This is a genomic window from Photobacterium carnosum, assembly GCF_002849605.1.
GTDB lineage: Bacteria > Pseudomonadota > Gammaproteobacteria > Enterobacterales > Vibrionaceae > Photobacterium > Photobacterium carnosum.
On record NZ_NPIB01000001.1, the window covers coordinates 309,127 to 333,018 of the forward strand.

A 23,892-nucleotide genomic window follows, 5' to 3' on the forward strand; every position below is an offset into this window, starting at 1 on the left:
GTCTATTGCTAGACGGGCTTTTTTTATATTTTAGTCAGTAAAGATATTAAGCTTTTGCTTTTTTACCTTTTGCAGCAACTTGTACTGGCTCTGATTTCTTAACTACTGTTGTTTCTTCAAACGTTTCGCCGTCAACGTATGCTGTACCGTAGTAAGAAGCGATTAATACTTCTTTAAGCTCTTTAATCAATGGGTAACGTGGGTTAGCACCAGTACATTGGTCATCGAACGCATCTTCAGCAATTGCATCAACTTTAGCCATAAACGCAGCTTCATTAACACCAGCAGCTTGAATTGACAGTGGAATATCCAATGCAACTTTAAGCTCTTCTAACCAATTAAGTAACGCATTAACTTTCGTTTCAGTATTACCTTCACGGAAACCTAAATGCTCAGCAACTTCAGCGTAACGAGCACGTGCTTTCGGACGGTCGTACTGAGAGAACGCAGCTTGTTTAGTTGGGTTGTTAGTCGCATTAAAACGAACAGTATTCGAGATTAATAACGCATTAGCAAGACCGTGTGGTACGTGGAATTCAGCGCCTAACTTATGCGCCATTGAGTGACACACACCTAGGAAAGATTGCGCAAAAGACATACCAGCGATTGTTGCTGCATTGTGTACTTTCTCACGTGCAATTGGATCTTTCTTACCGTTCGTGTAAGAACTTGGTAAGTACTCTTTAAGCATCTTAAGAGCTTGAAGAGCGTGACCGTCTGAGTATTCGTTAGCAAGAACAGAAACGTAAGCTTCTAATGCGTGCGTTACTGCATCGTAACCACCGAATGCACATAAAGACTTAGGCATATCCATTACAAGGTTAGCATCAACAACAGCCATGTTTGGCGTTAGTTCGTAATCTGCTAATGGGTATTTTTGACCTGTCTTTTCATCAGTTACAACAGCAAATGGTGTAACTTCAGAACCAGTACCTGAAGTAGTTGTGATACATACTAGTTCAGCTTTTTGACCCATTTTAGGGAACTTGTAAATACGTTTACGGATATCCATAAAGCGCATTGATAAATCTTCAAAATCAGTTTCTGGATGCTCGTACATCACCCACATAACTTTCGCAGCATCCATTGGTGAACCACCACCAACAGCTAAGATAACATCAGGTTGGTAACTTGCACATGCTTCAGCACCTGCTTTAACTACTGCTAATGTTGGATCTGCTTCTACTTCATGGAAGACTTCAACTTCCATGCCTTTCTCTTTCAAGATTGAACGTAGGTCATCGATGTAACCGTTATTGAACAAGAAACGGTCAGTTACGATTAGAGCACGTTTTTTACCTTCAAGATCACTCATTGCGATTGGTAAACAGCCGCGACGGAAGTAGATAGATTTAGGTAGTTTATGCCACAACATATTTTCTGCTCGCTTAGCTACAATTTTCTTGTTGATAAGGTGCTTAGGACCTACGTTTTCAGAGATAGCATTACCACCCCAAGAACCACAACCTAAAGTTAGTGAAGGCGCTAATTCAAAGTTGTAAAGGTCACCGATACCACCTTGAGATGCAGGTGTATTCACAAGAATACGAGCAGTTTTCATTTTGTCACCGAAGTACGCAATACGCTCTTCGTTATTATCTTGGTCAGTGTAAAGTACTGATGTATGACCAACACCACCTATGTCTAATACGATGCCAGCTTGACGAACAGCATCTTCAAAGTCTTTCGCTTTAAATAGACCTAGAGTTGGAGATAGTTTTTCATGAGCAAATTCATCATCCCATGAAGCTTCTAGGCCTTCACCGATAAGAATTTTAGTTGACTTAGGCACTTTAACATTTGCTAGCTCAGCGATTTTGTATGCTGGTTGGCCAACGATGTTAGCGTTAAGTGCGCCATTGATAAGTAGTACTTTACGTACTTTATCTGCATCTTCTTTACTTAGAACTGCCGCGCCGTATTCAGCGAAACGAGCTTTAACTTCATCGTAAATTGATTCAACAACGATTGCGGCTTGCTCAGAAGCACAGATAACACCATTATCGAATGTTTTAGACATTAGGATAGAAGAAACAGCACGTTTGATATCAGCAGTTTCGTCGATAACAACAGGCGTATTACCTGCACCAACACCGATTGCTGGTTTACCTGAAGAGTAAGCTGCTTTAACCATGCCTGGACCACCAGTAGCAAGGATCATGTTGACGTGTTCATGTTTCATTAGTGCATTTGATAGTTCAACAGATGGTTGGTCAATCCAACCAATGATATCTTTTGGTGCGCCCGCTTTAACTGCTGCATCTAATACAACTTTCGCTGCGTAGTTAGTTGCATTTTTAGCACGTGGGTGTGGCGAGAAGATACAACCATTACGTGTTTTAAGACAGATTAACGATTTAAAGATTGCTGTTGAAGTAGGGTTTGTCGTTGGAACGATTGCACAAACAATACCTACAGGTTCAGCGATAGTGATCGTGCCGCCTTCATCGTTACGGTCGATAACGCCACACGTCAATTCATCTTTGTATTTATTGTAAATGAACTCAGAAGCAAAATGGTTTTTAATCACTTTGTCTTCCATGATACCCATGCCAGACTCTTCTGCTGCCATTTTAGCAAGCTCGATACGAGCAGTTGAAGCAGCTAGCGACGCAGCACGAAATATTTTATCAACTTGTTCTTGTGAAAAGCTTGCAAATTCTTTTTGAGCCACTTTAACTCGTGCTACTAAAGCATCAAGTTCAGCTAAATTAGTTACAGGCATATTGTTTCTCCAAAAATAAAAAACTATAAAATTCATCAAAAATCATTTAGTAAGAATATGCTGAAATCTTTCTACATTAAGAGCGTTAAACTCATTAACACTTTCAACAATACACATACTTAATAAATTGCTTTCAAAACTGATTATAATTTTTCACACTACAAAAAGTTTGATTTAGATCACTACTCCATCAAAACGCTGAAATAATCATTAAATAGTAAAATTTAGCGTGTTTTTCATTCTTTTACATGTAATTTTATGAGCCTTACAGCTGATTTACTTACTATGTACTAAAATCATTTATTTCACAAGCCGAAATATTACGTAATAAAAATACATTTACTAGCCCATAAGATATTTAATTGTGACAGAAATCACGATTTATTGCGTCAACTGCTCAATATTTGTTGCATATTCATCTTATACATTGTTTTTCTCTAAGCCTAAGACACAACAATCCACTTCTCATAATCAATCGTATATATAATTTTCATCGCCTTAGCTCGCATAAATTAGCTTTTATTGGTGGATGAAATAGTTAGCTTAGATTAAAATATGGTCGCAATAGTACTTTTTAACCATACATCCTTATAGATCACTAACTTAGATACCATTTATTAAGGTTAATTTAGCCCCCAATGATTTAATTTCTATGACCTCTTATAAAAATTAAAATGGCTATTTCCTTTTCTTTACTCACAGCATAAAAAATCAAAGTAACTTAGTAGGTGTAATTATGCAGACTTTTGATATAGCTATATTTTTACATTTTTTCGTTGGGCTTATTGCAACAGTCAATCCTATCGGTATCATGCCTGTTTTTGTTTCTCTTACTGGATCCATGAGCCCAGAAGAGCGAAACAAAACCGCATTAACCACCAATATTGCCATTGTTATTATTTTAATTGTCGCACTCATCGCTGGGCAACATTTACTGGATCTATTCAGTATCTCAATTGATTCATTTAGAGTTGCCGGTGGTTTACTGTTACTAAGTATCGCGTTTTCAATGATGAGCGGTAAGATCGGTGAGGTAAAACAGAATAAAGAAGAGAAGTCAGAATCCGTTAGCCGTGAACAAGTTGGAGTCGTACCATTAGCAATGCCATTAATGGCAGGTCCTGGTGCGATAAGTTCCACCATTGTATATGGCTCTCGCTATCCAGGCGTTACTTCTACTATTGGCATAGCAATCACTATTGCAGTATTTGCTTTTTGTTGTTGGTTATTATTTCGTTCAGCACCTTACATTGTTCGATTTTTAGGTCAAACGGGTATTAACGTTATTACGCGTATTATGGGTTTGATTCTTGCAGCACTCGGTATTGAATTTATTATTAATGGACTACGCGTGATGTTGCCAGGATTGAGCTAGCATCATTGTTTATCCTTATAGATAGTACCAAGCCTCAATGTTAACGTTGGGGCTTTTTTAGCACTCAATAAATCCTTAAGTCATTGTGGGGTTTTGATATACTTAGATTCATTCAAGCCAATTAATGGCAATGCGCAGCGATTAATATCTTACGTTGCATTTTACTTGTTAATATACTTTATTAAATTATGACAAAACTAACCTCAAGACAACGTCTATATCAAATTATTTTCGGTACTTCTACTCGCTTCGGACAATGGTTTGATATTGCGCTAATTATTGCTATTGTCAGTTCTGAATTAATTTTAATTATCTCATCTGTTGCTAGCATTGAATCACAATATTCCCATTTACTTGTTATTGCTGAATGGACATTTACGATTCTATTCACTATTGAATACATCTTACGTTTATATTGCTCTCCGCGCCCCTTTGCTTACATACGCAGCTTTTATGGTGTTATCGATTTAATGGCCATTTTACCTGCCTATATTGCATTTTTAATTCCAGGTTCGAACTACTTACTGATTATTCGTCTTATTCGTGTATTACGTATTTTCCGCGTGCTAAAACTGGCAAGATTTCTTAAAGATTCCAATATTTTATTACGCTCACTTCGTCACGCTCAACGTAAAATAGTGGTCTTTTTTAGTTCGGTTTTAATTCTGGTCACAGTCTTTGGCTCATTAATGTTCATTATTGAAGGTCCAGCAAATGGTTTTACTAGTATTCCCAAAAGTATTTACTGGGCAATTGTCACCATCACGACTGTAGGCTATGGCGATATTGTGCCTCACACCGTAATGGGTAAGGCGTTAGCATCATTAACCATGTTGTTGGGTTACTCAATTCTTGCAGTGCCTACGGGGATTATTACCGCAGAGTTAAATCAAGAGATGAAAACTCATCGAGGTCTGATTCGGTGTCCTAATTGTGCCACCAGCGGTCACGAAATGGATGCTGAGTACTGCAAAAAATGCGGAACACAACTGCCAGAGACGTTATAGCGACATAAAAAGCCCGTATCTAGACATAGAACGGGCTATATATAAAAACAATTAGTTACTGTTTTTGAGGCTGTGATTGTTGTTGTAAGAAATGCACTGCTTTATCAGGAAAATCAGTAAAGACACCATCGACATCCGCTTGATTATAAAACACCTCTAACATGCCATCGTAATCTTTAACATAGGCAGGAATACGATCTTTATCGGCACGAAACGTATAAGGGTGTACCACCATGCCATTCTCGTGGGCGTTTTTAACCATATCAGTGAGTTCTATGTGTCCTACCGTTGAACTGTCTTTCACTATCATCGGTTTCCATGGACCAATACCATCTGCATATTGAGACAAGACTTTCATACCATCAGGCTTAAACATCCAATCATAACTATACGCATGTGCCTTACCTGCTTTGTCATACACCATGGTCTCATTCCAATCGGTTTCCGCCATCAGTTGTACTAAATTCAGATCCATACCCATGGCTGGCATTAATTGATCATTAATACGCTTAAGTTCATTAAAATCAAACGTTTGTAAATAAATATTACTGTTTTTATCAATATAACCATAGTGTTTTAATACTGTCAGTACCGCTTTACTGATGTCTTTACCTTCATGACGATGAAACCATGGCGCTTTAATTTCTGGATATAAACCAATGTCATAACCCAAAGTTTTGTTTAACCCTTGAATCATTTCAATTTCTTCTTGGAACGTTGGAACGGTAAAATGAGACTTCCAAATAGGGAAACGTTCAGAGAAACCTTGTACTTGTTTACCCTCTTTAATATTAAAACCTTCTGTCACACTCAACTGCTTAATTTCTGCCAAGGTAAAATCAATCGCATAAAAACGACCATCTTTACGGGCACGATTTGGAAAAACAGTGGCAACATTGGTTACCCGATCCAAATAGTGATCATGTAACACCACCAGCTTATCATCTTTCGTCATTACCACATCTTGCTCGATATAATCTGGCTTCATCGCATAAGCAAGTGCCTTTGCTGGTAAAGTATGTTCAGGCAAATAACCTGACGCGCCACGATGGGCAATAACAACTTTATCAGTATTAGGTTGAGCAATTACACTTGTTGACAATATCGCGCAACCAATCATTGTCGCTAGCATCATTTTTTTCATTATTATTCCTTTAATTGCACCTTGATGAATATCGAACATAAAATATTCATTCGAAACAAATAATACGGATAATAAATGAAGATTTTGCGATCAAATGCGTATATAGCAACATTAACAGCTCAAATAATAAACTTTATTCTCGAATAGTGACTTTAATTCCAAAGTGGAATAAAGCCATTAAATATTCATCGTATCGACTTATTTGTTTCATACTTTGCTTTTACCACGTCTATAACGTGATAAAAATCAAACCGTAATAACGGCAAAAATCGTATAAACAAGCTGACATTAAGCCGATAACATAAAATGAAGATATAAAAAAACCGAGGCAGAACACCTCGGTTTAATAAAGGACAGATTTAATTATTTACGACGCCAAGTTGTACCTTGTGCACCATCTTCTAAAATAATGCCCATCGCAAGTAGCTTATCACGCGCATCATCAGCAGCAGCCCAATCTTTTGTAGCACGCGCATCTAAACGCTGTTGAATTAATCCTTCAATTTCAGCCACGTTATCGTCTTCACCTACACCACCTTGTAAGAAGGTTTCAGGATCTTGAGATAATAAGCCCAAAATATCAGCGAGTTCACGCATACGCGCACCTAATAAAGAGGCAGCTGTAACATCATCCGTTTTAAGACGGTTGATCTCGCGCGCCATATCAAACAATGCAGAATATGCTTCAGGCGTATTGAAATCATCATCCATCGCTTCTTTAAAACGAGCAACAAATTCTTCACCACCAGCAGCTTCTACTGATGTATCTAAGCCACGCAGTGACGTATATAAACGCTCAAGTGCTGAACGCGCTTGTTTAAGATTATCTTCACTGTAATTAAGCTGGCTACGGTAATGACCAGACATTAAGAAGTAACGTACTGTTTCAGGATCGTAATGGTTTAACACATCACGGATAGTGAAGAAGTTACCTAATGATTTAGACATCTTTTCACGATCAATCATCACCATGCCACTGTGCATCCATGTATTCACGTATTGACCATCGTGAGCACAGCATGATTGCGCAATTTCATTTTCGTGGTGAGGGAATTGTAGATCTGAACCACCACCATGAATATCAAAGTGATCGCCAAGAATAGATGAGTTCATCGCTGAACATTCAATATGCCAACCAGGGCGACCAGGACCCCATGGTGATTCCCATGTTGGCTCACCAGGCTTCGACATTTTCCACAAAACAAAGTCTAATGGACTACGTTTTGCCATATCGATATCAACACGCGCACCCGCTTGTAGTTGATCAAGATCTTGCTTAGAAAGGCGACCGTAATCGTCATACTTGCTCACTTCAAACATTACGTCGCCATTTGATGCAACGTAAGCAAAGCCACGTTCAATTAAACGTTCACAAAGAGTGATGATTTCAGCAATAAATTGTGTCGCACGTGGTTCAACATTCGGACGTTTCATGCCTAAAGCATCAAAGTCCGCATGCATTTCACCGATTAAACGCTCTGTTAATGATTCACAGCTTTCGCCATTTTCAGCGGCACGCTTAATGATTTTATCGTCGATATCAGTAATGTTACGAACGAAAGTAAGATCGTAGCCTGAGTAACGCAAATAACGCGACACAACATCAAAAGAGACAAATGTACGACCGTGTCCGATGTGACATAAATCGTAGATCGTAACGCCACAAACGTACATACCGACTTTGCCAGGATGGATGGGTGTAAATACTTCTTTTTGTCGTGTGAGCGAATTATAGATCTTTAACATGTCTCAGCATTACTCATTAATTTCAAATTTGTCGGTAATTACACCTTTTATAGCATTTGATCGCAAGGAAAATTCAAGGATGGATGCTATTTTAGCCATTAGTGCAGATTAAGCGGGTAATGTTTGTCTGACACGGCTAAGGTAAGTTAATATCCACGCTTAAAGAAAATACTCCATTTAAGGAAAAAATCATGATCACTCTTCACACAAATTTCGGTGACATCAAAATTAATCTTTTCGAAGATAAAGCACCTGTAACATGTGCTAACTTCCTAGAATACTGCCGTGACGGTTTCTATAATGGCACTATTTTCCACCGCGTTATTGAGGGTTTCATGGTTCAAGGCGGTGGCATGCTTCCTGGTATGGAAGAGAAAGAAACTCGCGCAACAATCAACAATGAAGCAAACAATGGCCTAAGCAACAAAACAGGCACATTAGCAATGGCGCGTACTAATGCACCACACTCTGCTAGCTCACAGTTCTTCATTAACGTAAAAGATAACAACTTCCTAGACTTCACTGGCGAAAACATGAGTGGCTGGGGCTACTGTGTATTTGCTGCTGTTGTTGAAGGCATGGATGTAGTCAATAAAATCAAAGCAGTAAAAACAGGCCGTAACGGTTACCACGACGACGTGCCAGTTGAAGACGTTATCATCGAAAACGTAACAATCGAAGACTAATACTTCGCAAAGGGCGGTCAGTTACCGCCCTTTATTAAACTCTTATGACCACATTATTTATCTCAGATTTGCACTTAAGTGCTGAACGTCCTGACATTACCGCTTGTTTCTTACGCTTTATGGCCGAAGAAACCCACCATATCGATGCCTTGTATGTATTAGGGGATTTATTTGAAATGTGGATAGGCGATGATGAAGACTCCCCTTTCTTACAGCAAGTCAAACATGCCTTCAAAACCCTGACTGATGCTGGCACACCGTGTTACTTTATTCATGGCAACCGTGACTTTTTAATTGGTAAACAATTTAGCCGTCAAACGGGAATGATCTTATTGCCTCAGCATACGGTGGTTGATCTTTACGGCATACCCACCTTAATTTTACACGGTGATACGCTGTGTATTGAAGATCAAGCTTACCAACGCTACCGTAAAAAAGTTCACAATCCTGTTATCCAATGGTTGTTTGCACGATTACCGTTATCATACAGGGTTAAAGTCGGTGATAAATTCCGCAGTAACAGCGGTAAAAACAATCAAACCAAAAACCAATCGATTATGGATGTTACTCAAGCAGAAGTAGTACGGGTAATGCGTGATGCACATGTCACTCAAATGATTCACGGCCATACGCATCGACCTGATATTCATGAGCTTAATATTGATGGCATTCCTGCACAACGGATTGTACTTGGTGATTGGTATGATCACGGTTCAGTGTTGGTATATCGCCCCGATGGATATCAATTAGAAACACGTAATTTCAGTGCTTCTAACACGAAATAATAAGCATAAAAAAAGGTACGACATGCGTACCTTTTTTATTGCTACAAAATCTATTGATTATCATTTACTGGCATGACACTTATTGTGCTTTTACCACTGTATTACTAGGCATCACTTTTCTATCAGCAAGCCATGAACGATACATCGTGATTGAGGTATAAAAAACAACAATACACACTAACCACGATAATACATGCATATTTAATGACTTCACTAAATATGCGGCAATGATCACCATTATCGGCCCAACGACAGCAACCGTTATTGTTGCGCGACTATTAAAGCGATTATGACGAATGAAGCTAGCTGATGAGAAAAAGCTTAAAAATGCACATGAGCACATCATGACGGGAAAAGCGGCTAATGGATTCATACCAAGCAGGTAAATCATTACCATACATGGCGCGTATAAGCCGATTCCTACGGTCATTAATGCACCGAAAATAAAGTTACCAACAATACCTATAACTAATTTCCAGCCACTTAAACCAAGACTACTACCCCCTAACGGAAATAGCTTTAATTGCCCAGCAAGCATTAGACCCGCCACAATTAATAACGCCACACTCATTACAATTCGAATATGCTGCCGATCCCAACTAGAGACTAACCGCGCACCGATTGTCGCACCGACACAAGCCGCAGCAACCAAACTTAATAAGGTCACAGAATCAACGGCAATTGCGGTCATAAAAATAAATGACTGAAAAACCGTTGGCAGTACTGACTGACCATTAAGTGTTCCAGGTAATTGCTGATCATCAATAAGCTTAAATTGTTTATAACCAGAGGTCATGATGGCAAAACTACCAATGCCTAAGGTGTCACAAAAGTGAGCAAAACCACCAATAATAGCAATTGGGATAATGCGTGTATCAGCTTCCTGCTTATGGTTTTTTCGCCATGCTACGAATAACATCAAACAAAAAATACCACTACCAACAAGCAATCCCGCTTGTATCAAGGTAAATATGGACATAAGGATTATTAAACACAAAGAGGGTTATTCGAGGAGCACAAAAGGTGCATTGCAAGTGGCAATTATTCCAGCCGCGAATATTATGTACTTATACGCCATGAGTTACCATTGTTTTAACCATTCATTCAATATATTGCAGCAAATATAAACACTGATTGCTAATTGATATAATCAAAACGTAAAATAGCCCTAATTTCTTTACCAAAATCGGCTTAAAAAGATGTCAAAACACTCGAATGAATGTCCTTGTGGCAGCCACAAATCACTTGCTGAATGTTGTAAACCTATCCATCTTAATCATGCATTAGCCACCCATCCTGAACAACTTATGCGTGCGCGTTACAGTGCTCATGTGCTGGGCTTAGTTGATTTTGTAGTACAAACTTATCATGCCAGTTGTGACGCAGAACATCATCGAGAAGCCATTGCCGAATCGATTAATCTTAAATGGCTTGGTCTAGAAGTTATTAACAGTGAAATTGCGGCTGATGGTCAGGGGTTTGTTGAATTTAAAGCTGGTTATAAAGAAGCCGGCGAAGAATATATACTGCAAGAGCGTTCGCGTTTTGTACAAGAAACCATGAATGGTCAGCTATGTTGGTTTTACATTGATGGGGAATATCCTCAGCCACCACCAAGCGAACAACCACCAGCACCCCAACCAGTAACCGTCACTAAAACCGTTGGTCGTAATGATCCTTGCTTATGCGGCAGTGGTAAAAAATACAAAAAATGCTGTGCCTAAGCTAACGCATTAACATTATCCATCAATAAAACTGAGTCCTAAAAATCAGTTTTATTGATGTGTTATTTGTTGATTCATTGAGAAAATATCCTTAAATAATTTACATTTAAAAAATACTCTCTCATATCTTTATTTTTAAAAGCCAAATAATTCATTACAGTTCATCATCTTATCAATCAAAATATTGTGTCCCCTTCCTTTTTCGCATTAACACAAACAATTAACATTTATTTTAACTTTTCGCTTAAATTATTGTTGCAAAAAACAACAGCCTTCGTTAGTGTGAATGACAACAACAAATAATGTTAAACCTTATTGAGTAACTATTTATGCGTATCCAAATGATTCTATCTCAACATCATCATCATCCTGACTAGTCTTTCGGGAGGATACGCCTCACCCTGGAAGACGTCTTTTTTCTTCCAGTGGTCATAACGGAATATCTCATTCAGACCCTCGGAAGAAACTTCTTTCGAGGGTTTTTTAATACCTGATTTTCAATCTAAAATTTTTATTATTTGAATGAATTTAGACAAGGAATATACCTATGCAAACACAACGATTACGCATTGCGATTCAGAAAAAAGGCCGTCTTAGTAAAGAGTGCCAAGACTTACTTAAACGCTGTGGTGTTAAATTCAATATGGTCGGTGAGCGATTAGTGGTTCACGCCGAAAATATGCCAATTGATTTATTACTCGTTCGAGATGATGACATTCCCGGTCTGATCATGGATGGCGTGGTGGATTTAGGCGTTATTGGTGAAAATGAACTTGAAGAAGTTAGCCTTGAGCGCTCAGCACGTCACGAAGCCAGTGATTACCTCAAACTACGTCGACTGGATTTTGGCGGTTGCCGTCTTTCTATCGCGATTGATAAAGATGCTGATTACAACGGGCCTCAAGATCTTAATGGCAAGCGTATTGCGACCACTTACCCGCAGTTAGTCAAACGCTACATGGACAATATTGGGGTTCAATTTACAACCTGTATGCTCAATGGTTCTGTCGAAGTTGCACCACGAGCAGGTTTAGCCGATGCCATTTGTGATTTGGTATCGACAGGTGCGACCCTTGAAGCTAATGGCTTAAAAGAAGCCGAAGTAATCTTGCGATCTAAAGCGGTATTAATTCAATCAATGGCAGTGATCAGCGCTGAAAAACAAGCCCTAATTGAACGACTCCTTATTCGTATTCAAGGTGTTATTCAAGCTAAAGAATCTAAGTACATCATGCTACACGCGCCTACTGATCGCCTTAATCAAATTAAACAATTATTACCAGGCGCTGAAGATCCAACCGTATTGCCTCTTGCTGGTGACAAAAGTCGCGTGGCGATCCACCTTGTTAGCTCTGAAAATCTATTCTGGGAAACCATGGAGCAACTTAAAGAATTAGGTGCGAGCTCTATTTTAGTCTTGCCCATTGAAAAAATGATGGAGTAAGTCATGAAAACCGTACTATGGCAATCACTCACTAAAGACCAGCAACAACAACTGTTGGTGCGCCCTGCTGTAAATAACAGCGCGAATATCACGGCCATTGTCAGTGATATTATTAAACAAGTCCGTCAACAAGGCGATGGTGCACTATTTACGCTTACTGAAAAATTTGATGGTATCCGTCCGGCAACACTTAGCGTCTTTGCAAATGAAGTTGATACGGCTTGTGCACGGTTAAGTGATGACATAAAAGCAGCCTTAGAGCAGGCGCACCGCAATATCACCACTTTCCACCTTGCACAGCAGCAACCGACCTTGCGAGTAGAAACCCAAACAGGTGTGATTTGTGAACAAGTCACCCGCCCTGTTAATTCGGTAGGATTATATATTCCTGGCGGTAGTGCGCCATTGCCTTCAACCGTACTGATGTTAGGCGTTCCTGCACAAATTGCTGGTTGTCGTCATATTGCCTTATGTTCACCACCACCGATTGCTGATGAAATTTTGTATGTCGCCAAACTATGTGGCATTAATGCTATTTACAACGTTGGGGGATCACAAGCCATAGCAGCAATGGCTTATGGCACTGACACTATTGCCAGTGTTGATAAGATTTTTGGCCCAGGTAATGCCTTTGTTACCGAAGCAAAACGACAAGTCAGTAATGACTTCAACGGTGCAGCGATTGATATGCCAGCCGGACCCTCTGAAGTATTGGTCATTGCCGATGAAACAGCTGATCCTGAATTTATTGCCGCTGATTTATTAAGCCAAGCCGAACACGGGCCTGATTCACAAGTTATCTTAGTCACATCAAGCCAAACTATTGCTGATCAAACTGCGACTGCAATTGAGCGCCAATTACGCCAACTAACACGGGCTGACATTGCTCAACAAGCCTTAGCATCTAGCCTTTTGATCGTAACCGAAACCTTACTTCAGTGTGTGGCGATTTCTAATCAATATGGTCCTGAGCACTTAATTGTTCAAACCTGTGAGCCAAGAGAATTAGTGCCACTGCTTGATAATGCAGGTTCAATTTTCTTAGGTAAATGGTCACCAGAATCGGTGGGCGATTATGCATCAGGCACTAACCACGTGTTACCGACCTATGGCTATACCCGCACTTATTCAAGCCTTGGTTTAGCCGATTTCAGCAAACGAATGACAATACAAGAATTATCAGCCGACGGTTTACTCGGTATTGCAAAAACAGTGACCACAATTGCAGCAGCGGAAGGTCTTGACGCTCACAAACATGCTGTCACTATTCGGGTTAATAAATTAATTGCACAACAAGAGAACGCATTATGACCATCGCTCAACTAGCCCGTAAAACTGTACGTGAATTAACCCCTTACCAATCAGCACGTCGTTTAGGCGGTAAAGGTGACATCTGGCTCAATGCCAATGAATCTCCGTTTGCCAATGAATACAGTATTAATCTTGCGGGCTTAAACCGTTACAGTGAATGCCAACCACCAGAGCTGATCAACGCTTATGCTGATTATGCTGGGGTTGAGCCACACCAAGTATTAACCTCGCGGGGGGCGGATGAAGGCATTGAGCTGATTATAAAAGCCTTCTGTGAGCCAAATTGCGATAGCATTCTCTATTGTCCACCCACTTATGGTATGTATGCCATTAGTGCAGAGATCAACGATATTAATGCCAAGGTTGTGCCGTTAACACCTGAATGGCAATTAGACCTTAATGCCATTGCAGAGCAACTTGATAACGTCAAGATCGTGTTTGCTTGTAGTCCCAATAATCCCACCGGCAATCTATTAGTTCGTAAAGATATTATCGCCTTACTTGAAATGACCACTGATAGAGCATTAGTGGTTATTGATGAGGCGTATATTGATTTTAGCCTTCAAGACAGCGTTAAAGATTTATTAGCAACGTATCCGCATCTGGTTATTTTGCGAACCTTATCTAAAGCGTTTGCACTGGCAGGACTACGTTGTGGCTTTACTTTAGCCAATAAAGAAATCATTGAAATTCTACTCAAGATCATTGCCCCTTACCCTGTTCCAGTGCCTGTAACTGAAATTGCAGTGCAAGCCTTATCACCAGCAGGCCGCGCACGGACCAAATTTCAAGTATTAGATCTGTGTGCTAACCGCGCTTATCTACAAGCAGGTTTGGGGATGTTAGCCGGCGTCACCGTCTTTGATGGGTATGCCAACTACTTATTAGTTAAATTTACAGATGCCGATAAGCTATTCAATACGCTATGGGATAACGGCATTATTTTACGCCGTTCACCGATTGAGAACTGCATTCGAATCAGTGTCGGTAACCGTGACGAATGTGAAAAAACCCTCGCGTTTATTCGCGGCCAATTACAACAACAATAAGGACATTGATTGTGAGCAAAGAAAAAATTCTATTTATCGACCGTGATGGCACCTTAATTGTTGAGCCCCCCGTCGACTTTCAAGTTGATCGATTAGACAAACTACAATTTGAACCGAATGTGATTCCGGCATTACTTGCACTTCAAAATGCAGGTTATACCTTAGTGATGGTCACCAACCAAGACGGCCTCGGTACTCATAGTTACCCCCAAGCTGATTTTGATGCCCCTCATTCGATGATGATGGATATTTTCAGCTCACAAGGGGTTCACTTTAGTGACGTCTTGATCTGCCCCCACTTTGACCACCAGCAATGCAGTTGCCGTAAGCCAAAGTTGGGGCTAGTTAAAGACTACTTACAACAAGGTCGGGTTGATTTTGCTAACTCGGCAGTGATTGGTGATCGTCAAACAGATCTTCAATTAGCTGAAAATATGGCGATCCGTGGCATTCAATACCATCCGAAAACCATGCCCTGGCAACAGATCGTGACAGATCTCACCACCCAACCACGGATCGCAGAAGTGGTACGTACCACCAAAGAAACCAATATTCGTGTCAAAGTGAATTTAGATCAAACGGGAGGTAATACGATTTCAACCGGATTAGGATTCTTTGATCATATGCTTGATCAAATTGCCACTCACGGTGGTTTTCAAATGACATTAACGGTTGATGGTGACTTACACATTGATGATCACCACAGTGTTGAAGATGCCGCCCTCGCCTTGGGTGAAGCATTACGCCAAGCACTGGGTGACAAACGAGGGATTGGCCGGTTTGGGTTTAGCTTACCGATGGACGAATGTTTGGCACAATGTGCGTTAGATTTATCTGGTCGTCCTTATCTTAAATTTGATGCCACATTTAGCCGCGATCATGTCGGTGATCTTTCTACGGAAATGGTGCCTCACTTCTTTCGTTCATTAACCGATACCCTAGCCTGTACGCTGCACTTATCGTCAACAGGCAATAATGATCACCACATTGTTGAAAGTTTATTTAAAGCCTTTGGACGTACTCTGCGCCAAGCGATAAAAGTGGAAGGTAATGAACTTCCAAGTAGCAAAGGAGTGTTGTAATGACAGCACTATCCATCGCCAACACCATCACTAACACCAAGCAACGGGTGGTGATTATTGATACTGGATGCGCCAATGTCTCTTCGGTTAGATTTGCCATTGAGCGCTTAGGCTATCAGGTACAAATAAGTAAAGACCCGCAAGTGGTATTAACGGCGGATAAGCTGTTTTTACCCGGTGTGGGTACAGCCAGCGAAGCAATGCATAATCTTGAGCAACGTGATTTAGTGAGCTTGGTCAAACAAGTGACCAAACCGTTATTAGGTATCTGTTTAGGGATGCAGTTACTTGGCAAAGAGTCACAAGAACACGGTCAAAATGGCAACGACATTATTCCTTGTTTAGCGTTGTGTGATGCGTCAGTTGAGAAAATCCAAGCAGAGGGTTTACCACTGCCGCATATGGGTTGGAATACCATTACTCCAGAAGATAATCACCCGCTATTTAAAGATATTCCAGCGGGAAGCTATTTTTATTTCGTTCATAGCTATGCCATGCCCGTGTTTGATCATCGAGATAACCAAGGTGGTGCAACCATTGCGACCACAGAATATGGTCAGCCGTTTACCGCTGCGGTACAAAATGGCAATTATTATGGAGTGCAGTTTCACCCAGAACGCTCAAGCAAAGCTGGCGCGCAACTGATAAAGAATTTCTTAGAACTATAACCAATCAGCTGCAACCATAACAAAAGGACATGTAATGATTATTCCCGCATTAGATTTAATTGAGGGGCAAGTTGTACGTCTATTTCAAGGCGACTACGGACAGGTCACCGAATATAACGTCAACCCAACAGAGCAATTTGCGCTCTACCACCAAGCAGGTGCTAACTGGCTGCACTTGGTTGATTTAACTGGCGCTAAAAACATTCAAGCACGCCAATTGACACTCATTAGTCAATTGCTTGCGAGTACACCAGCCAATGTTCAAATTGGGGGCGGAGTACGCTGCGAACAAGATGTCAGTGATTTACTCCATGCGGGTGCGCAACGGGTGGTTATTGGCTCAACCGCCGTTAAGCAACCAGAAAGGGTTAAAGGTTGGATCGAAAAATACGGTGCAGAGCATATTGTATTAGCCCTTGATATTAATATTGATAACAACGGCAACCGTATTGTTGCGGTATCAGGCTGGCAAGAAGACTCAGGTGTCACCATTGAAACGCTACTTGAAGACTTTCTAAAAGTAGGATTAAAACACGTATTGTGTACTGATATTTCACGCGATGGCACACTCACAGGTTCAAACGTCGAATTGTATGTTGATTTATGCCGTCAATATCCACAAGTCCAATTTCAATCATCGGGCGGCATTGGCTCACTTGATGATATTACGGCACTCAAAGGTTCAGGCGTGGCTGGCGTCATTGTGGGTCGCGCATTATTAGACGGTAAGTTTACCGCTGAACAAGCGTTTACGTGCTGGAATAGCTAAGGAGAACACATGTTAACTAAACGTATTATTCCTTGTTTAGATGTCCGTGATGGTCAGGTTGTAAAAGGCGTCCAATTTCGTAATCACAAAATCATTGGCGACATCGTACCGCTGGCAAAACGTTACGCTGAAGAAGGTGCAGATGAACTGGTTTTCTATGATATTACCGCCTCAAGCGATGGCCGAGTCGTTGATAAAAGCTGGGTGTCTCGCGTTGCAGAAGTGATTGATATTCCATTTTGTGTTGCTGGTGGTATTAAATCAACGGCCGATGCAAGCCGTATCCTTCAATTTGGTGCCGATAAAATCTCGATTAACTCCCCTGCACTTGCAAACCCCACTTTAATTTCTGAGCTTGCTGATAAATTTGGGGTGCAATGTATCGTTGTCGGTATCGATTCTTACTTTGATGCTGAAACTGGTCAATATCAGGTGTATCAATTTACGGGTGATGAACAGCGCACGCAAGCGACTCAATGGCAAACCTGTGACTGGGTACAAGAAGTCCAACGCCTTGGCGCAGGTGAAATCGTATTAAATATGATGAACCAAGACGGCGTGCGTAACGGTTACGACTTAGATCAACTCAATATTGTACGCAGTGTCTGTAACGTGCCTTTAATTGCTTCTGGTGGCGCAGGTGAAATGTCACACTTTCGTGATGCCTTTCAACTTGCCAATGTTGATGGTGCACTGGCAGCATCAGTCTTTCATAAACAAATCATTAATATTGGTGAGTTAAAGCACTACCTAAAACAACAACAGCTGGAGATTCGACTATGAGTTTAACAACATCTATTGATTGGGAAAAAGTAGCCGGATTGATCCCTGCTATTATTCAAGATAATAACAGTGGCCAAGTATTAATGCTGGGCTACATGAATGATGAAGCACTGGCTAAAACTTTAGCCACAGAACACGTGACTTTTTGGTCACGCACTAAAAACCGTTTATGGACCAAAGGTGAAACATCAGGCAACGTCTTACACCTAAAAAGTATTAAGCTCGATTGCGATCAAGACACATTATTAGTCCAAGTCGATCCGATGGGTTCTACTTGTCACTTAAACACCACTAGTTGTTTTGGTAATGATGACACGACTAATACTCAACCTGCTTTGGTGTTCCTGCATCAACTTGAGCAAATATTGGCTGATCGTAAAGGTGCTGATCCTGATTCCTCTTACACCGCTAGCCTCTATGCTCGTGGCACCAAGCGTATATCACAGAAAGTGGGCGAAGAAGGGGTTGAGGTCGCACTTGCGGCAACGTCGGGTGATAAAGCAGAATTAGTTTGTGAATCAGCCGATCTTATTTATCACTTATTAGTTCTATTGCAAGATCAGAATCTCACCCTTGAAGATGTTATTAATAAACTTAAACAACGCCATCAACAATAATGATCAATCGCTATTAATATACGGCATAATTTTTCATCACTCATAAAAAAAGGAAGCCATGCTTCCTTTTTTATTCATTTAAATGCGAATTAAAGCCCTAACGCTTCTTTATAATGCGCACGGCACATTGATACATAAAGATCATTACCGCCAATTTCAACTTGATTACCACCAGCAATTGCATTACCTGCAGCATCTTGACGAATCACCATATTCGCTTTACGGCCACAATGACAAATCGTTTTTAACTCAACTAACTTATCTGCCCATGATAATAGATAACGGCTACCTTCAAATAATTCACCAAGAAAATCAGTGCGTAGCCCATAACATAAAACAGGGATATCTAATTTATCAACCACCTCAGTTAATTGATAAACTTGTTCTTTAGTTAAAAATTGGCTTTCATCAATTAATACGCAATCAATTTTACCTGCATTAGAAAAGTTGATTAATATCTGATAAAAATCATCTGTCGAATTAAATAATTCAGCATCTTCCTGTAAACCAATTCGAGAGCTAACTTTACCTTTACCAAAACGATCATCAATCGCTGCCGTAAAAATAATTGGCGTCATGCCTCGCTCACGGTAATTAAATGATGATTGTAATAGTGTGGTCGATTTCCCAGCGTTCATTGCTGAGTAATAGAAATACATCTGGGCCATTAGCTTTCCTAGTCATACTAATTACATTTAAAAATCGCGAAGATGCTACATAAAATCACCACCAATGAAAAGCACATATATCAACAACTGCTATTATTATTATAAAAAAAACCAGTTAAAAATCATTAACTGGTTCAATTTAAACCCATTAGGTTATTTTAATAACGTGCAACATTAATCTTATGCAGTGCCTTTTAATGGTCGACTCGATAACCAAGCTAAGAAGAAACACATCAATACAAATGCAACTAAGGCGACTAAAAATGCTAATACTAATGAATCAGTAATACCTAATATTAAAAATCCAATCGTGGAGATAACCGCTACAGATAAAGCATAAGGCAATTGAGTCGCAACGTGATCAATATGATGACAACGAGCACCTGTCGATGACAATATAGTGGTATCAGAAATTGGAGAACAATGATCGCCAAATACTGACCCTGCTAATACACTGGCTAACATTGGCAACATTAAACTGATTTCAGTCGCACCTGCGAGATCGCCAGCAATAGGTAACATAATTCCAAATGTACCCCATGAGGTTCCGGTTGAAAATGCCATAATGCCTGATAATAAAAACAGGATCATTGGCAGTAAAGCTGGATTAATATTACCTTGAACAAGCGTTGATAAATATTGACCTGTTTTCATATCACCAATAACACTACCAATACTCCATGCAAATAATAAAATCAAAATGGCACCAAACATTGATTTCGCACCAACCCATAAAGTATTACCAACATCTTGATAAGAAATACGCTGACGAAAAACAGGGACAATAGCGGCAACTAAACCAAATGCACCACCTAGACATAATGCTTCACCAACATTAGTATTTTCAAAAGCACCTAATAATGCAAACGGTTTACCTTCTGCTGCTAGCACCTGATAACCGGTAAACACCATAAAAAAGAACGTCGCAATAATAAGAATAATAATCGGCCACACTAAATCACCAATACGGCCATATTGACTCTCTTTAATATCAAGCTCTTCAGTTAAATCTTTAGCCTGTTCATCAACATCACCGCCTACATCAGTGCCTCGACCATGACAAGCCGCTATTTCATGCTTTCTCATCGGGCCAATATCCCACTGGAACCATGACACCACAAACACCATTGCTAATGCGAAAATAGCATAAAAATTCATTGGCGCTAATGTCATAAAAGCACTTAATGGCGTATATTCAGTAACACCATGTGTGACCAATATGCCGCCAATCAAAGTAATAATATATGCGCCCCAGCTTGATGCAGGCATTAATACACACATAGGGGCTGCCGTGGAATCAAGAATATAAGCTAATTTTGAACGTGACACTTGAAAGCGGTCTGTCACAGGACGAGCAATAGAGCCAACAGCAAGACTATTAAAATAGTCATCAACAAAAATGAAGACCCCTAAAAAAGCAGCTAAAAGTTTTGCCCCACGTTTGGTTTTAATTTTTGTCTGCGCCCACTCAGCAAAAGCACGTGTTCCACCAGAAAGCGTTAATAATGCAGTGGTCATCCCCAGTAATATTAAAAACAGCACAATACTCATATTCCAAGTATTGATACCATTATCAGCAATAAATAACCCTTTGATTGATGTAGCAAGATAACCTACTGTATTGATAAAAGAAAAATCATTAAGAAATAATGCGCCAAGTACAACACCGGTACCTAAAGACAATAAAACTCTACGGGTTAAAATCGCTAAACCAAGCGCGACTAATGGTGGAATAATGGATGTTAGTGAGTGAGAGTAATCTATCAAAATTTATAATCTCTATGACAACCAATGATGGTTGGAGATCTACTGCTTGATATAACCATAATGTCATATCACTTTGAGTATAAGGAAAGATGGTTAGCCTCTCTAACCTCAACAGTAGCACTCCATAGTTATATTTTTATCTACTATGGTGGTATTACACTTATTCAATGTAACCTCAGTAAGACTATTTAATATCAATTTCTTACGTTGACATTGATTCACTGCACTAATAATCACATTCATATTAGTTATTGATAAATAATGCACCTCAGCTCTTATCATAAAGGAATGGAAAAATTATTCCACTCAAAAAACCAACTGCGCAACAACTAGAGCTACAATTATTAACAATAAAGATTGTAAATAAATAAGTAACGACCATAAACAATCAATAATAACGAAGTGGTATAACATTTTAAAATTTATTAGCATTTAACATATAAAGTTTAGTAACAATATCTAAAACTATTTAGCTTGTGTTTATACATTTAATGAAGAATTATTTTATAAATAGCCTTATTGTTCAAACATAACTATTTTTCAAATAAAGAAATGATTAAAATGTTTTACACATAATGTATAAAAGTATTACTATTGCAAAAAATGTTTTAATGCTGCTATTATTATTTACAGTTAATTAAAAATAACAGGAAATATAAAATGTCTGATGCAATGAAAGCGCTTTTAAACCTTCGAAGCCTACGCGCACTTTCGCGTGAATATACACTAGAGCAACTTGAAGAAGCGTTAGATAAACTAACAACAGTTGTTACTGAACGTTCTGATGCTGAAGCTGAAGAACAAGCAAAAGAAACTGAGCGCAATGAAAAACTGACTCAGTATCGTGAAATGCTATTAGCTGACGGTATTGACCCTGAAGAATTATTAGCAAGTTTAGCAAAAGCACCAAAAACAAAGCGTGCAACTCGTCCTGCTAAATATAAATTCATCGATGAAAATGGCGATGAAAAAACATGGACAGGCCAAGGCCGTACACCTAGTGCACTAAAGAAAGCATTAGATGAAGGCCAACCTCTTGAAGAATTTGAAATCTAATTCATTAGATTAAATAAAAAAGCCTAAACTATTTAGGCTTTTTTTATATCTAAAATTAATACTATGATGACTATTCTGCTCGTAATTATTCTTAGTAAGAATAAAGTATTTATATTCGTTAAATAATGTAAATAAAAAGCCAGACATTAATGACTAATTTTTTAAGCATTACTAAAACTTACTATAAACTAATAATAATTATTTTATTGAATACGATCGGCTAATGCACTCACAGCCAAAGCAAAATAATGCGAACGATTCCACTTAAGTAATGTTCGATAGTTTTCATAAATTAGATATGACTTACCTTCTCCGCCATCAGGCTGAATTAACCATGCTTGAATCTCTGCATCAGGTAATGTGCCATTATTATTACTCATTACACCTAATTGTTGCCACTGAGCTAATGTTTTACCTTTTTCAATTTCGGTGCCTTCATAAGTATCGGCCAATACTTGTGATAACTTAACTGGACGCCCCCAAGTGTATTCACTGTTCCATCCTGAGAGTTTTAAATAATTTGCAGCAGAAGCAAAAACATCGGCCTTCGTATTCCAAATGTCCGCTTTACCATCACCATTACCATCAACAGCATAAGTCAGATAAGAGGTTGGCATAAACTGACACTGCCCCATAGCGCCAGCCCAAGAACCTTTCATGTCATCAATAGTAATATGACCATCTTGTAATATTTCTAATGCCGCCATGACCTGTTTGCGAAACAGAGCCTCACGGCGGCCATCATAAGCTAATGTCGCTAATGCTTCGATAACATGGTAGTTACCTTGAATTTTACCAAAATTACTTTCTACGCCCCATAAAGCAACAATAAACCGTGGTTGAACACCATACTGCTGACCAATTCGTTCTAGTGCCACTTTATTTTGTTGATAAAGACGATTAGCTTGCTTTACTTTCCAATCAGGTACTGCACGAATAATATATTGCTCTAATGACAGTTTTTTCTCAGGTTGATTCTTATCTGCTTTAACTGCATGAGCTGTATATTTAATACCGTTAAATGCCGCCCCAATTATCGGCTCTGAAATACCTTTTTCACGCGCTTCTACTTTTAATTTGTCTACGTAGGCATCGAATCCTTCTTCGTTAGCAAAAGCCGAAAAAGACACCCCTATTCCGATGGCAACAAAAATCGATATCAAACGTTTATGCATAATAACCTTATATCTTATTTAGCGGCTTGATCAGCCTTATATTGTTCTAATAAATTAATCACTGGTGGTGGCACTTGTAAATAAAAACCGATAGTACGTAATGCCTCTTTTACTTTTTCAACATCAGCCAAAGCCAATGTTCTACCTTCTAACTTGATTACCATAACAAATTGAGGTTTACCAAAGGTCGACATTAATTGTGCGGGTATGTCCGCAAAATCATCTTTCTTATTAATGTAGAGATAAGTATTGTCTTTTTTTAAGCTTTTGTAGATTGAACACAACATATAATTAGCCTATTTCATTTATGC

General features: G+C 39.4%; 22 protein-coding genes, 1 riboswitch and 1 other annotated feature. Of the genes, 14 read left to right on the forward strand and 8 right to left on the reverse strand.

Annotated features, from left to right (window positions below; translation table 11 throughout):
- Positions 1-46: 46 nt before the first annotated feature.
- Positions 47-2,725 (reverse strand): bifunctional acetaldehyde-CoA/alcohol dehydrogenase, encoded by a 2,679-nt coding sequence (gene adhE, locus CIK00_RS01380; protein ID WP_101767134.1) that lies wholly within the window; start codon positions 2,723-2,725, stop codon positions 47-49.
- 736 nt (positions 2,726-3,461) lie between these two features.
- On the opposite strand from adhE, the gene CIK00_RS01385 reads away from it, so the two are divergent.
- Positions 3,462-4,100, forward strand: coding sequence for a YchE family NAAT transporter (locus tag CIK00_RS01385; RefSeq protein ID WP_101767135.1), 639 nt, complete (start codon positions 3,462-3,464; stop codon positions 4,098-4,100).
- A gap of 188 nt (positions 4,101-4,288) precedes the next feature.
- Positions 4,289-5,107 (forward strand): ion transporter, encoded by an 819-nt coding sequence (locus CIK00_RS01390; protein WP_101767136.1) that lies wholly within the window; start codon positions 4,289-4,291, stop codon positions 5,105-5,107.
- A 55-nt stretch (positions 5,108-5,162) separates the two neighbouring features.
- Here CIK00_RS01390 and glpQ read toward each other — a convergent pair whose 3' ends face one another.
- Both glpQ and cysS read right to left on the reverse strand, forming a co-directional pair.
- A complete protein-coding gene (gene glpQ / locus CIK00_RS01395) occupies positions 5,163-6,251 on the reverse strand; it encodes a glycerophosphodiester phosphodiesterase (protein ID WP_101767137.1) in 1,089 nt (362 codons plus the stop codon).
- Between the two features lie 363 nt (positions 6,252-6,614).
- Complete coding sequence (gene cysS / locus CIK00_RS01400) at positions 6,615-7,997, reverse strand: cysteine--tRNA ligase (RefSeq protein ID WP_101767138.1); 1,383 nt, start codon at positions 7,995-7,997, stop codon at positions 6,615-6,617.
- Between the two features lie 191 nt (positions 7,998-8,188).
- Between cysS and CIK00_RS01405 the strand changes: the two genes are divergently transcribed.
- Complete coding sequence (locus CIK00_RS01405) at positions 8,189-8,683, forward strand: peptidylprolyl isomerase (protein WP_101767139.1); 495 nt, start codon at positions 8,189-8,191, stop codon at positions 8,681-8,683.
- A gap of 44 nt (positions 8,684-8,727) precedes the next feature.
- Positions 8,728-9,468 carry a UDP-2,3-diacylglucosamine diphosphatase gene (gene lpxH / locus CIK00_RS01410; RefSeq protein WP_101767140.1) on the forward strand — a complete coding sequence of 247 codons (741 nt, stop codon included), beginning with the start codon at positions 8,728-8,730 and terminating at the stop codon, positions 9,466-9,468.
- Between the two features lie 79 nt (positions 9,469-9,547).
- Here the strand turns inward: lpxH and CIK00_RS01415 are convergent, their stop codons facing one another.
- Positions 9,548-10,447, reverse strand: coding sequence for a sulfite exporter TauE/SafE family protein (locus CIK00_RS01415; protein ID WP_101767141.1), 900 nt, complete (start codon positions 10,445-10,447; stop codon positions 9,548-9,550).
- A gap of 220 nt (positions 10,448-10,667) precedes the next feature.
- Here CIK00_RS01415 and CIK00_RS01420 point away from each other — a divergent pair, with 220 nt between their 5' ends.
- The 9 genes from CIK00_RS01420 (at position 10,668) to hisIE (ending at position 18,915) form a co-directional block, all read left to right on the forward strand.
- Positions 10,668-11,192 (forward strand): YchJ family metal-binding protein, encoded by a 525-nt coding sequence (locus CIK00_RS01420; RefSeq protein WP_101767142.1) that lies wholly within the window; start codon positions 10,668-10,670, stop codon positions 11,190-11,192.
- 352 nt (positions 11,193-11,544) lie between these two features.
- Positions 11,545-11,680 (forward strand) — a sequence feature (His leader region).
- A 59-nt stretch (positions 11,681-11,739) separates the two neighbouring features.
- Entirely contained in the window at positions 11,740-12,636 is an 897-nt protein-coding gene (gene hisG / locus CIK00_RS01425; RefSeq protein ID WP_101767143.1) for an ATP phosphoribosyltransferase, read from the forward strand.
- A gap of 3 nt (positions 12,637-12,639) precedes the next feature.
- Positions 12,640-13,947, forward strand: coding sequence for a histidinol dehydrogenase (hisD, locus tag CIK00_RS01430; protein ID WP_101767144.1), 1,308 nt, complete (start codon positions 12,640-12,642; stop codon positions 13,945-13,947).
- Positions 13,948-13,949: 2 nt separating this feature from the next.
- Entirely contained in the window at positions 13,950-14,996 is a 1,047-nt protein-coding gene (gene hisC, locus CIK00_RS01435; protein WP_167388494.1) for a histidinol-phosphate transaminase, read from the forward strand.
- An 11-nt stretch (positions 14,997-15,007) separates the two neighbouring features.
- On the forward strand, positions 15,008-16,078 hold the full coding sequence (gene hisB, locus CIK00_RS01440; RefSeq protein WP_373322835.1) for a bifunctional histidinol-phosphatase/imidazoleglycerol-phosphate dehydratase HisB: 1,071 nt from the start codon (positions 15,008-15,010) through the stop codon (positions 16,076-16,078).
- Entirely contained in the window at positions 16,078-16,746 is a 669-nt protein-coding gene (gene hisH / locus CIK00_RS01445) for an imidazole glycerol phosphate synthase subunit HisH (RefSeq protein ID WP_101767146.1), read from the forward strand. Before hisB ends, hisH begins: the two co-directional genes overlap by 1 nt.
- A 34-nt stretch (positions 16,747-16,780) precedes the next feature.
- Positions 16,781-17,515 carry a 1-(5-phosphoribosyl)-5-[(5-phosphoribosylamino)methylideneamino]imidazole-4-carboxamide isomerase gene (hisA, locus tag CIK00_RS01450; protein ID WP_101767147.1) on the forward strand — a complete coding sequence of 245 codons (735 nt, stop codon included), beginning with the start codon at positions 16,781-16,783 and terminating at the stop codon, positions 17,513-17,515.
- A gap of 9 nt (positions 17,516-17,524) precedes the next feature.
- A complete protein-coding gene (gene hisF, locus CIK00_RS01455) occupies positions 17,525-18,298 on the forward strand; it encodes an imidazole glycerol phosphate synthase subunit HisF (protein ID WP_101767148.1) in 774 nt (257 codons plus the stop codon).
- Positions 18,295-18,915 (forward strand): bifunctional phosphoribosyl-AMP cyclohydrolase/phosphoribosyl-ATP diphosphatase HisIE, encoded by a 621-nt coding sequence (gene hisIE / locus CIK00_RS01460; RefSeq protein WP_101767149.1) that lies wholly within the window; start codon positions 18,295-18,297, stop codon positions 18,913-18,915. Before hisF ends, hisIE begins: the two co-directional genes overlap by 4 nt.
- A gap of 89 nt (positions 18,916-19,004) precedes the next feature.
- On the opposite strand, the gene CIK00_RS01465 is transcribed toward hisIE, so the two are convergent.
- Together CIK00_RS01465 and CIK00_RS01470 are read right to left on the reverse strand one after the other, a co-directional pair.
- Complete coding sequence (locus CIK00_RS01465; protein ID WP_101767150.1) at positions 19,005-19,583, reverse strand: thymidine kinase; 579 nt, start codon at positions 19,581-19,583, stop codon at positions 19,005-19,007.
- Positions 19,584-19,763: 180 nt separating this feature from the next.
- Complete coding sequence (locus tag CIK00_RS01470; protein WP_101767151.1) at positions 19,764-21,353, reverse strand: Na+/H+ antiporter NhaC family protein; 1,590 nt, start codon at positions 21,351-21,353, stop codon at positions 19,764-19,766.
- Between the two features lie 104 nt (positions 21,354-21,457).
- Positions 21,458-21,630: riboswitch (Lysine riboswitch) on the reverse strand.
- Between the two features lie 380 nt (positions 21,631-22,010).
- Between CIK00_RS01470 and CIK00_RS01475 the strand changes: the two genes are divergently transcribed.
- Positions 22,011-22,406 (forward strand): H-NS family histone-like protein, encoded by a 396-nt coding sequence (locus CIK00_RS01475; protein WP_101767152.1) that lies wholly within the window; start codon positions 22,011-22,013, stop codon positions 22,404-22,406.
- A 203-nt stretch (positions 22,407-22,609) separates the two neighbouring features.
- Here the strand turns inward: CIK00_RS01475 and CIK00_RS01480 are convergent, their stop codons facing one another.
- Positions 22,610-23,581 (reverse strand): lytic murein transglycosylase, encoded by a 972-nt coding sequence (locus CIK00_RS01480; RefSeq protein WP_101767153.1) that lies wholly within the window; start codon positions 23,579-23,581, stop codon positions 22,610-22,612.
- Positions 23,582-23,595: 14 nt separating this feature from the next.
- Positions 23,596-23,868: a YcgL domain-containing protein gene (locus tag CIK00_RS01485; protein WP_101767154.1), complete on the reverse strand. Its 273-nt coding sequence runs from the start codon at positions 23,866-23,868 to the stop codon at positions 23,596-23,598.
- Between the last annotated feature and the right edge of the window lie 24 nt (positions 23,869-23,892).

Coding starts and splice junctions, on each gene's coding strand:
- CIK00_RS01390 (WP_101767136.1), top strand. CDS start 4,289: ATGACAAAACTAACCTCAAGACAACGTCTATATCAAATTATTTTCGGT.
- hisD (WP_101767144.1), top strand. CDS start 12,640: ATGAAAACCGTACTATGGCAATCACTCACTAAAGACCAGCAACAACAA.
- CIK00_RS01485 (WP_101767154.1), bottom strand. CDS start 23,868: ATGTTGTGTTCAATCTACAAAAGCTTAAAAAAAGACAATACTTATCTC.
- CIK00_RS01475 (WP_101767152.1), top strand. CDS start 22,011: ATGTCTGATGCAATGAAAGCGCTTTTAAACCTTCGAAGCCTACGCGCA.
- CIK00_RS01405 (WP_101767139.1), top strand. CDS start 8,189: ATGATCACTCTTCACACAAATTTCGGTGACATCAAAATTAATCTTTTC.
- glpQ (WP_101767137.1), bottom strand. CDS start 6,251: ATGAAAAAAATGATGCTAGCGACAATGATTGGTTGCGCGATATTGTCA.
- hisH (WP_101767146.1), top strand. CDS start 16,078: ATGACAGCACTATCCATCGCCAACACCATCACTAACACCAAGCAACGG.
- hisA (WP_101767147.1), top strand. CDS start 16,781: ATGATTATTCCCGCATTAGATTTAATTGAGGGGCAAGTTGTACGTCTA.
- CIK00_RS01420 (WP_101767142.1), top strand. CDS start 10,668: ATGTCAAAACACTCGAATGAATGTCCTTGTGGCAGCCACAAATCACTT.
- hisIE (WP_101767149.1), top strand. CDS start 18,295: ATGAGTTTAACAACATCTATTGATTGGGAAAAAGTAGCCGGATTGATC.
- adhE (WP_101767134.1), bottom strand. CDS start 2,725: ATGCCTGTAACTAATTTAGCTGAACTTGATGCTTTAGTAGCACGAGTT.
- CIK00_RS01415 (WP_101767141.1), bottom strand. CDS start 10,447: ATGTCCATATTTACCTTGATACAAGCGGGATTGCTTGTTGGTAGTGGT.
- cysS (WP_101767138.1), bottom strand. CDS start 7,997: ATGTTAAAGATCTATAATTCGCTCACACGACAAAAAGAAGTATTTACA.
- CIK00_RS01480 (WP_101767153.1), bottom strand. CDS start 23,581: ATGCATAAACGTTTGATATCGATTTTTGTTGCCATCGGAATAGGGGTG.
- CIK00_RS01465 (WP_101767150.1), bottom strand. CDS start 19,583: ATGGCCCAGATGTATTTCTATTACTCAGCAATGAACGCTGGGAAATCG.
- CIK00_RS01385 (WP_101767135.1), top strand. CDS start 3,462: ATGCAGACTTTTGATATAGCTATATTTTTACATTTTTTCGTTGGGCTT.
- lpxH (WP_101767140.1), top strand. CDS start 8,728: ATGACCACATTATTTATCTCAGATTTGCACTTAAGTGCTGAACGTCCT.
- hisG (WP_101767143.1), top strand. CDS start 11,740: ATGCAAACACAACGATTACGCATTGCGATTCAGAAAAAAGGCCGTCTT.
- hisF (WP_101767148.1), top strand. CDS start 17,525: ATGTTAACTAAACGTATTATTCCTTGTTTAGATGTCCGTGATGGTCAG.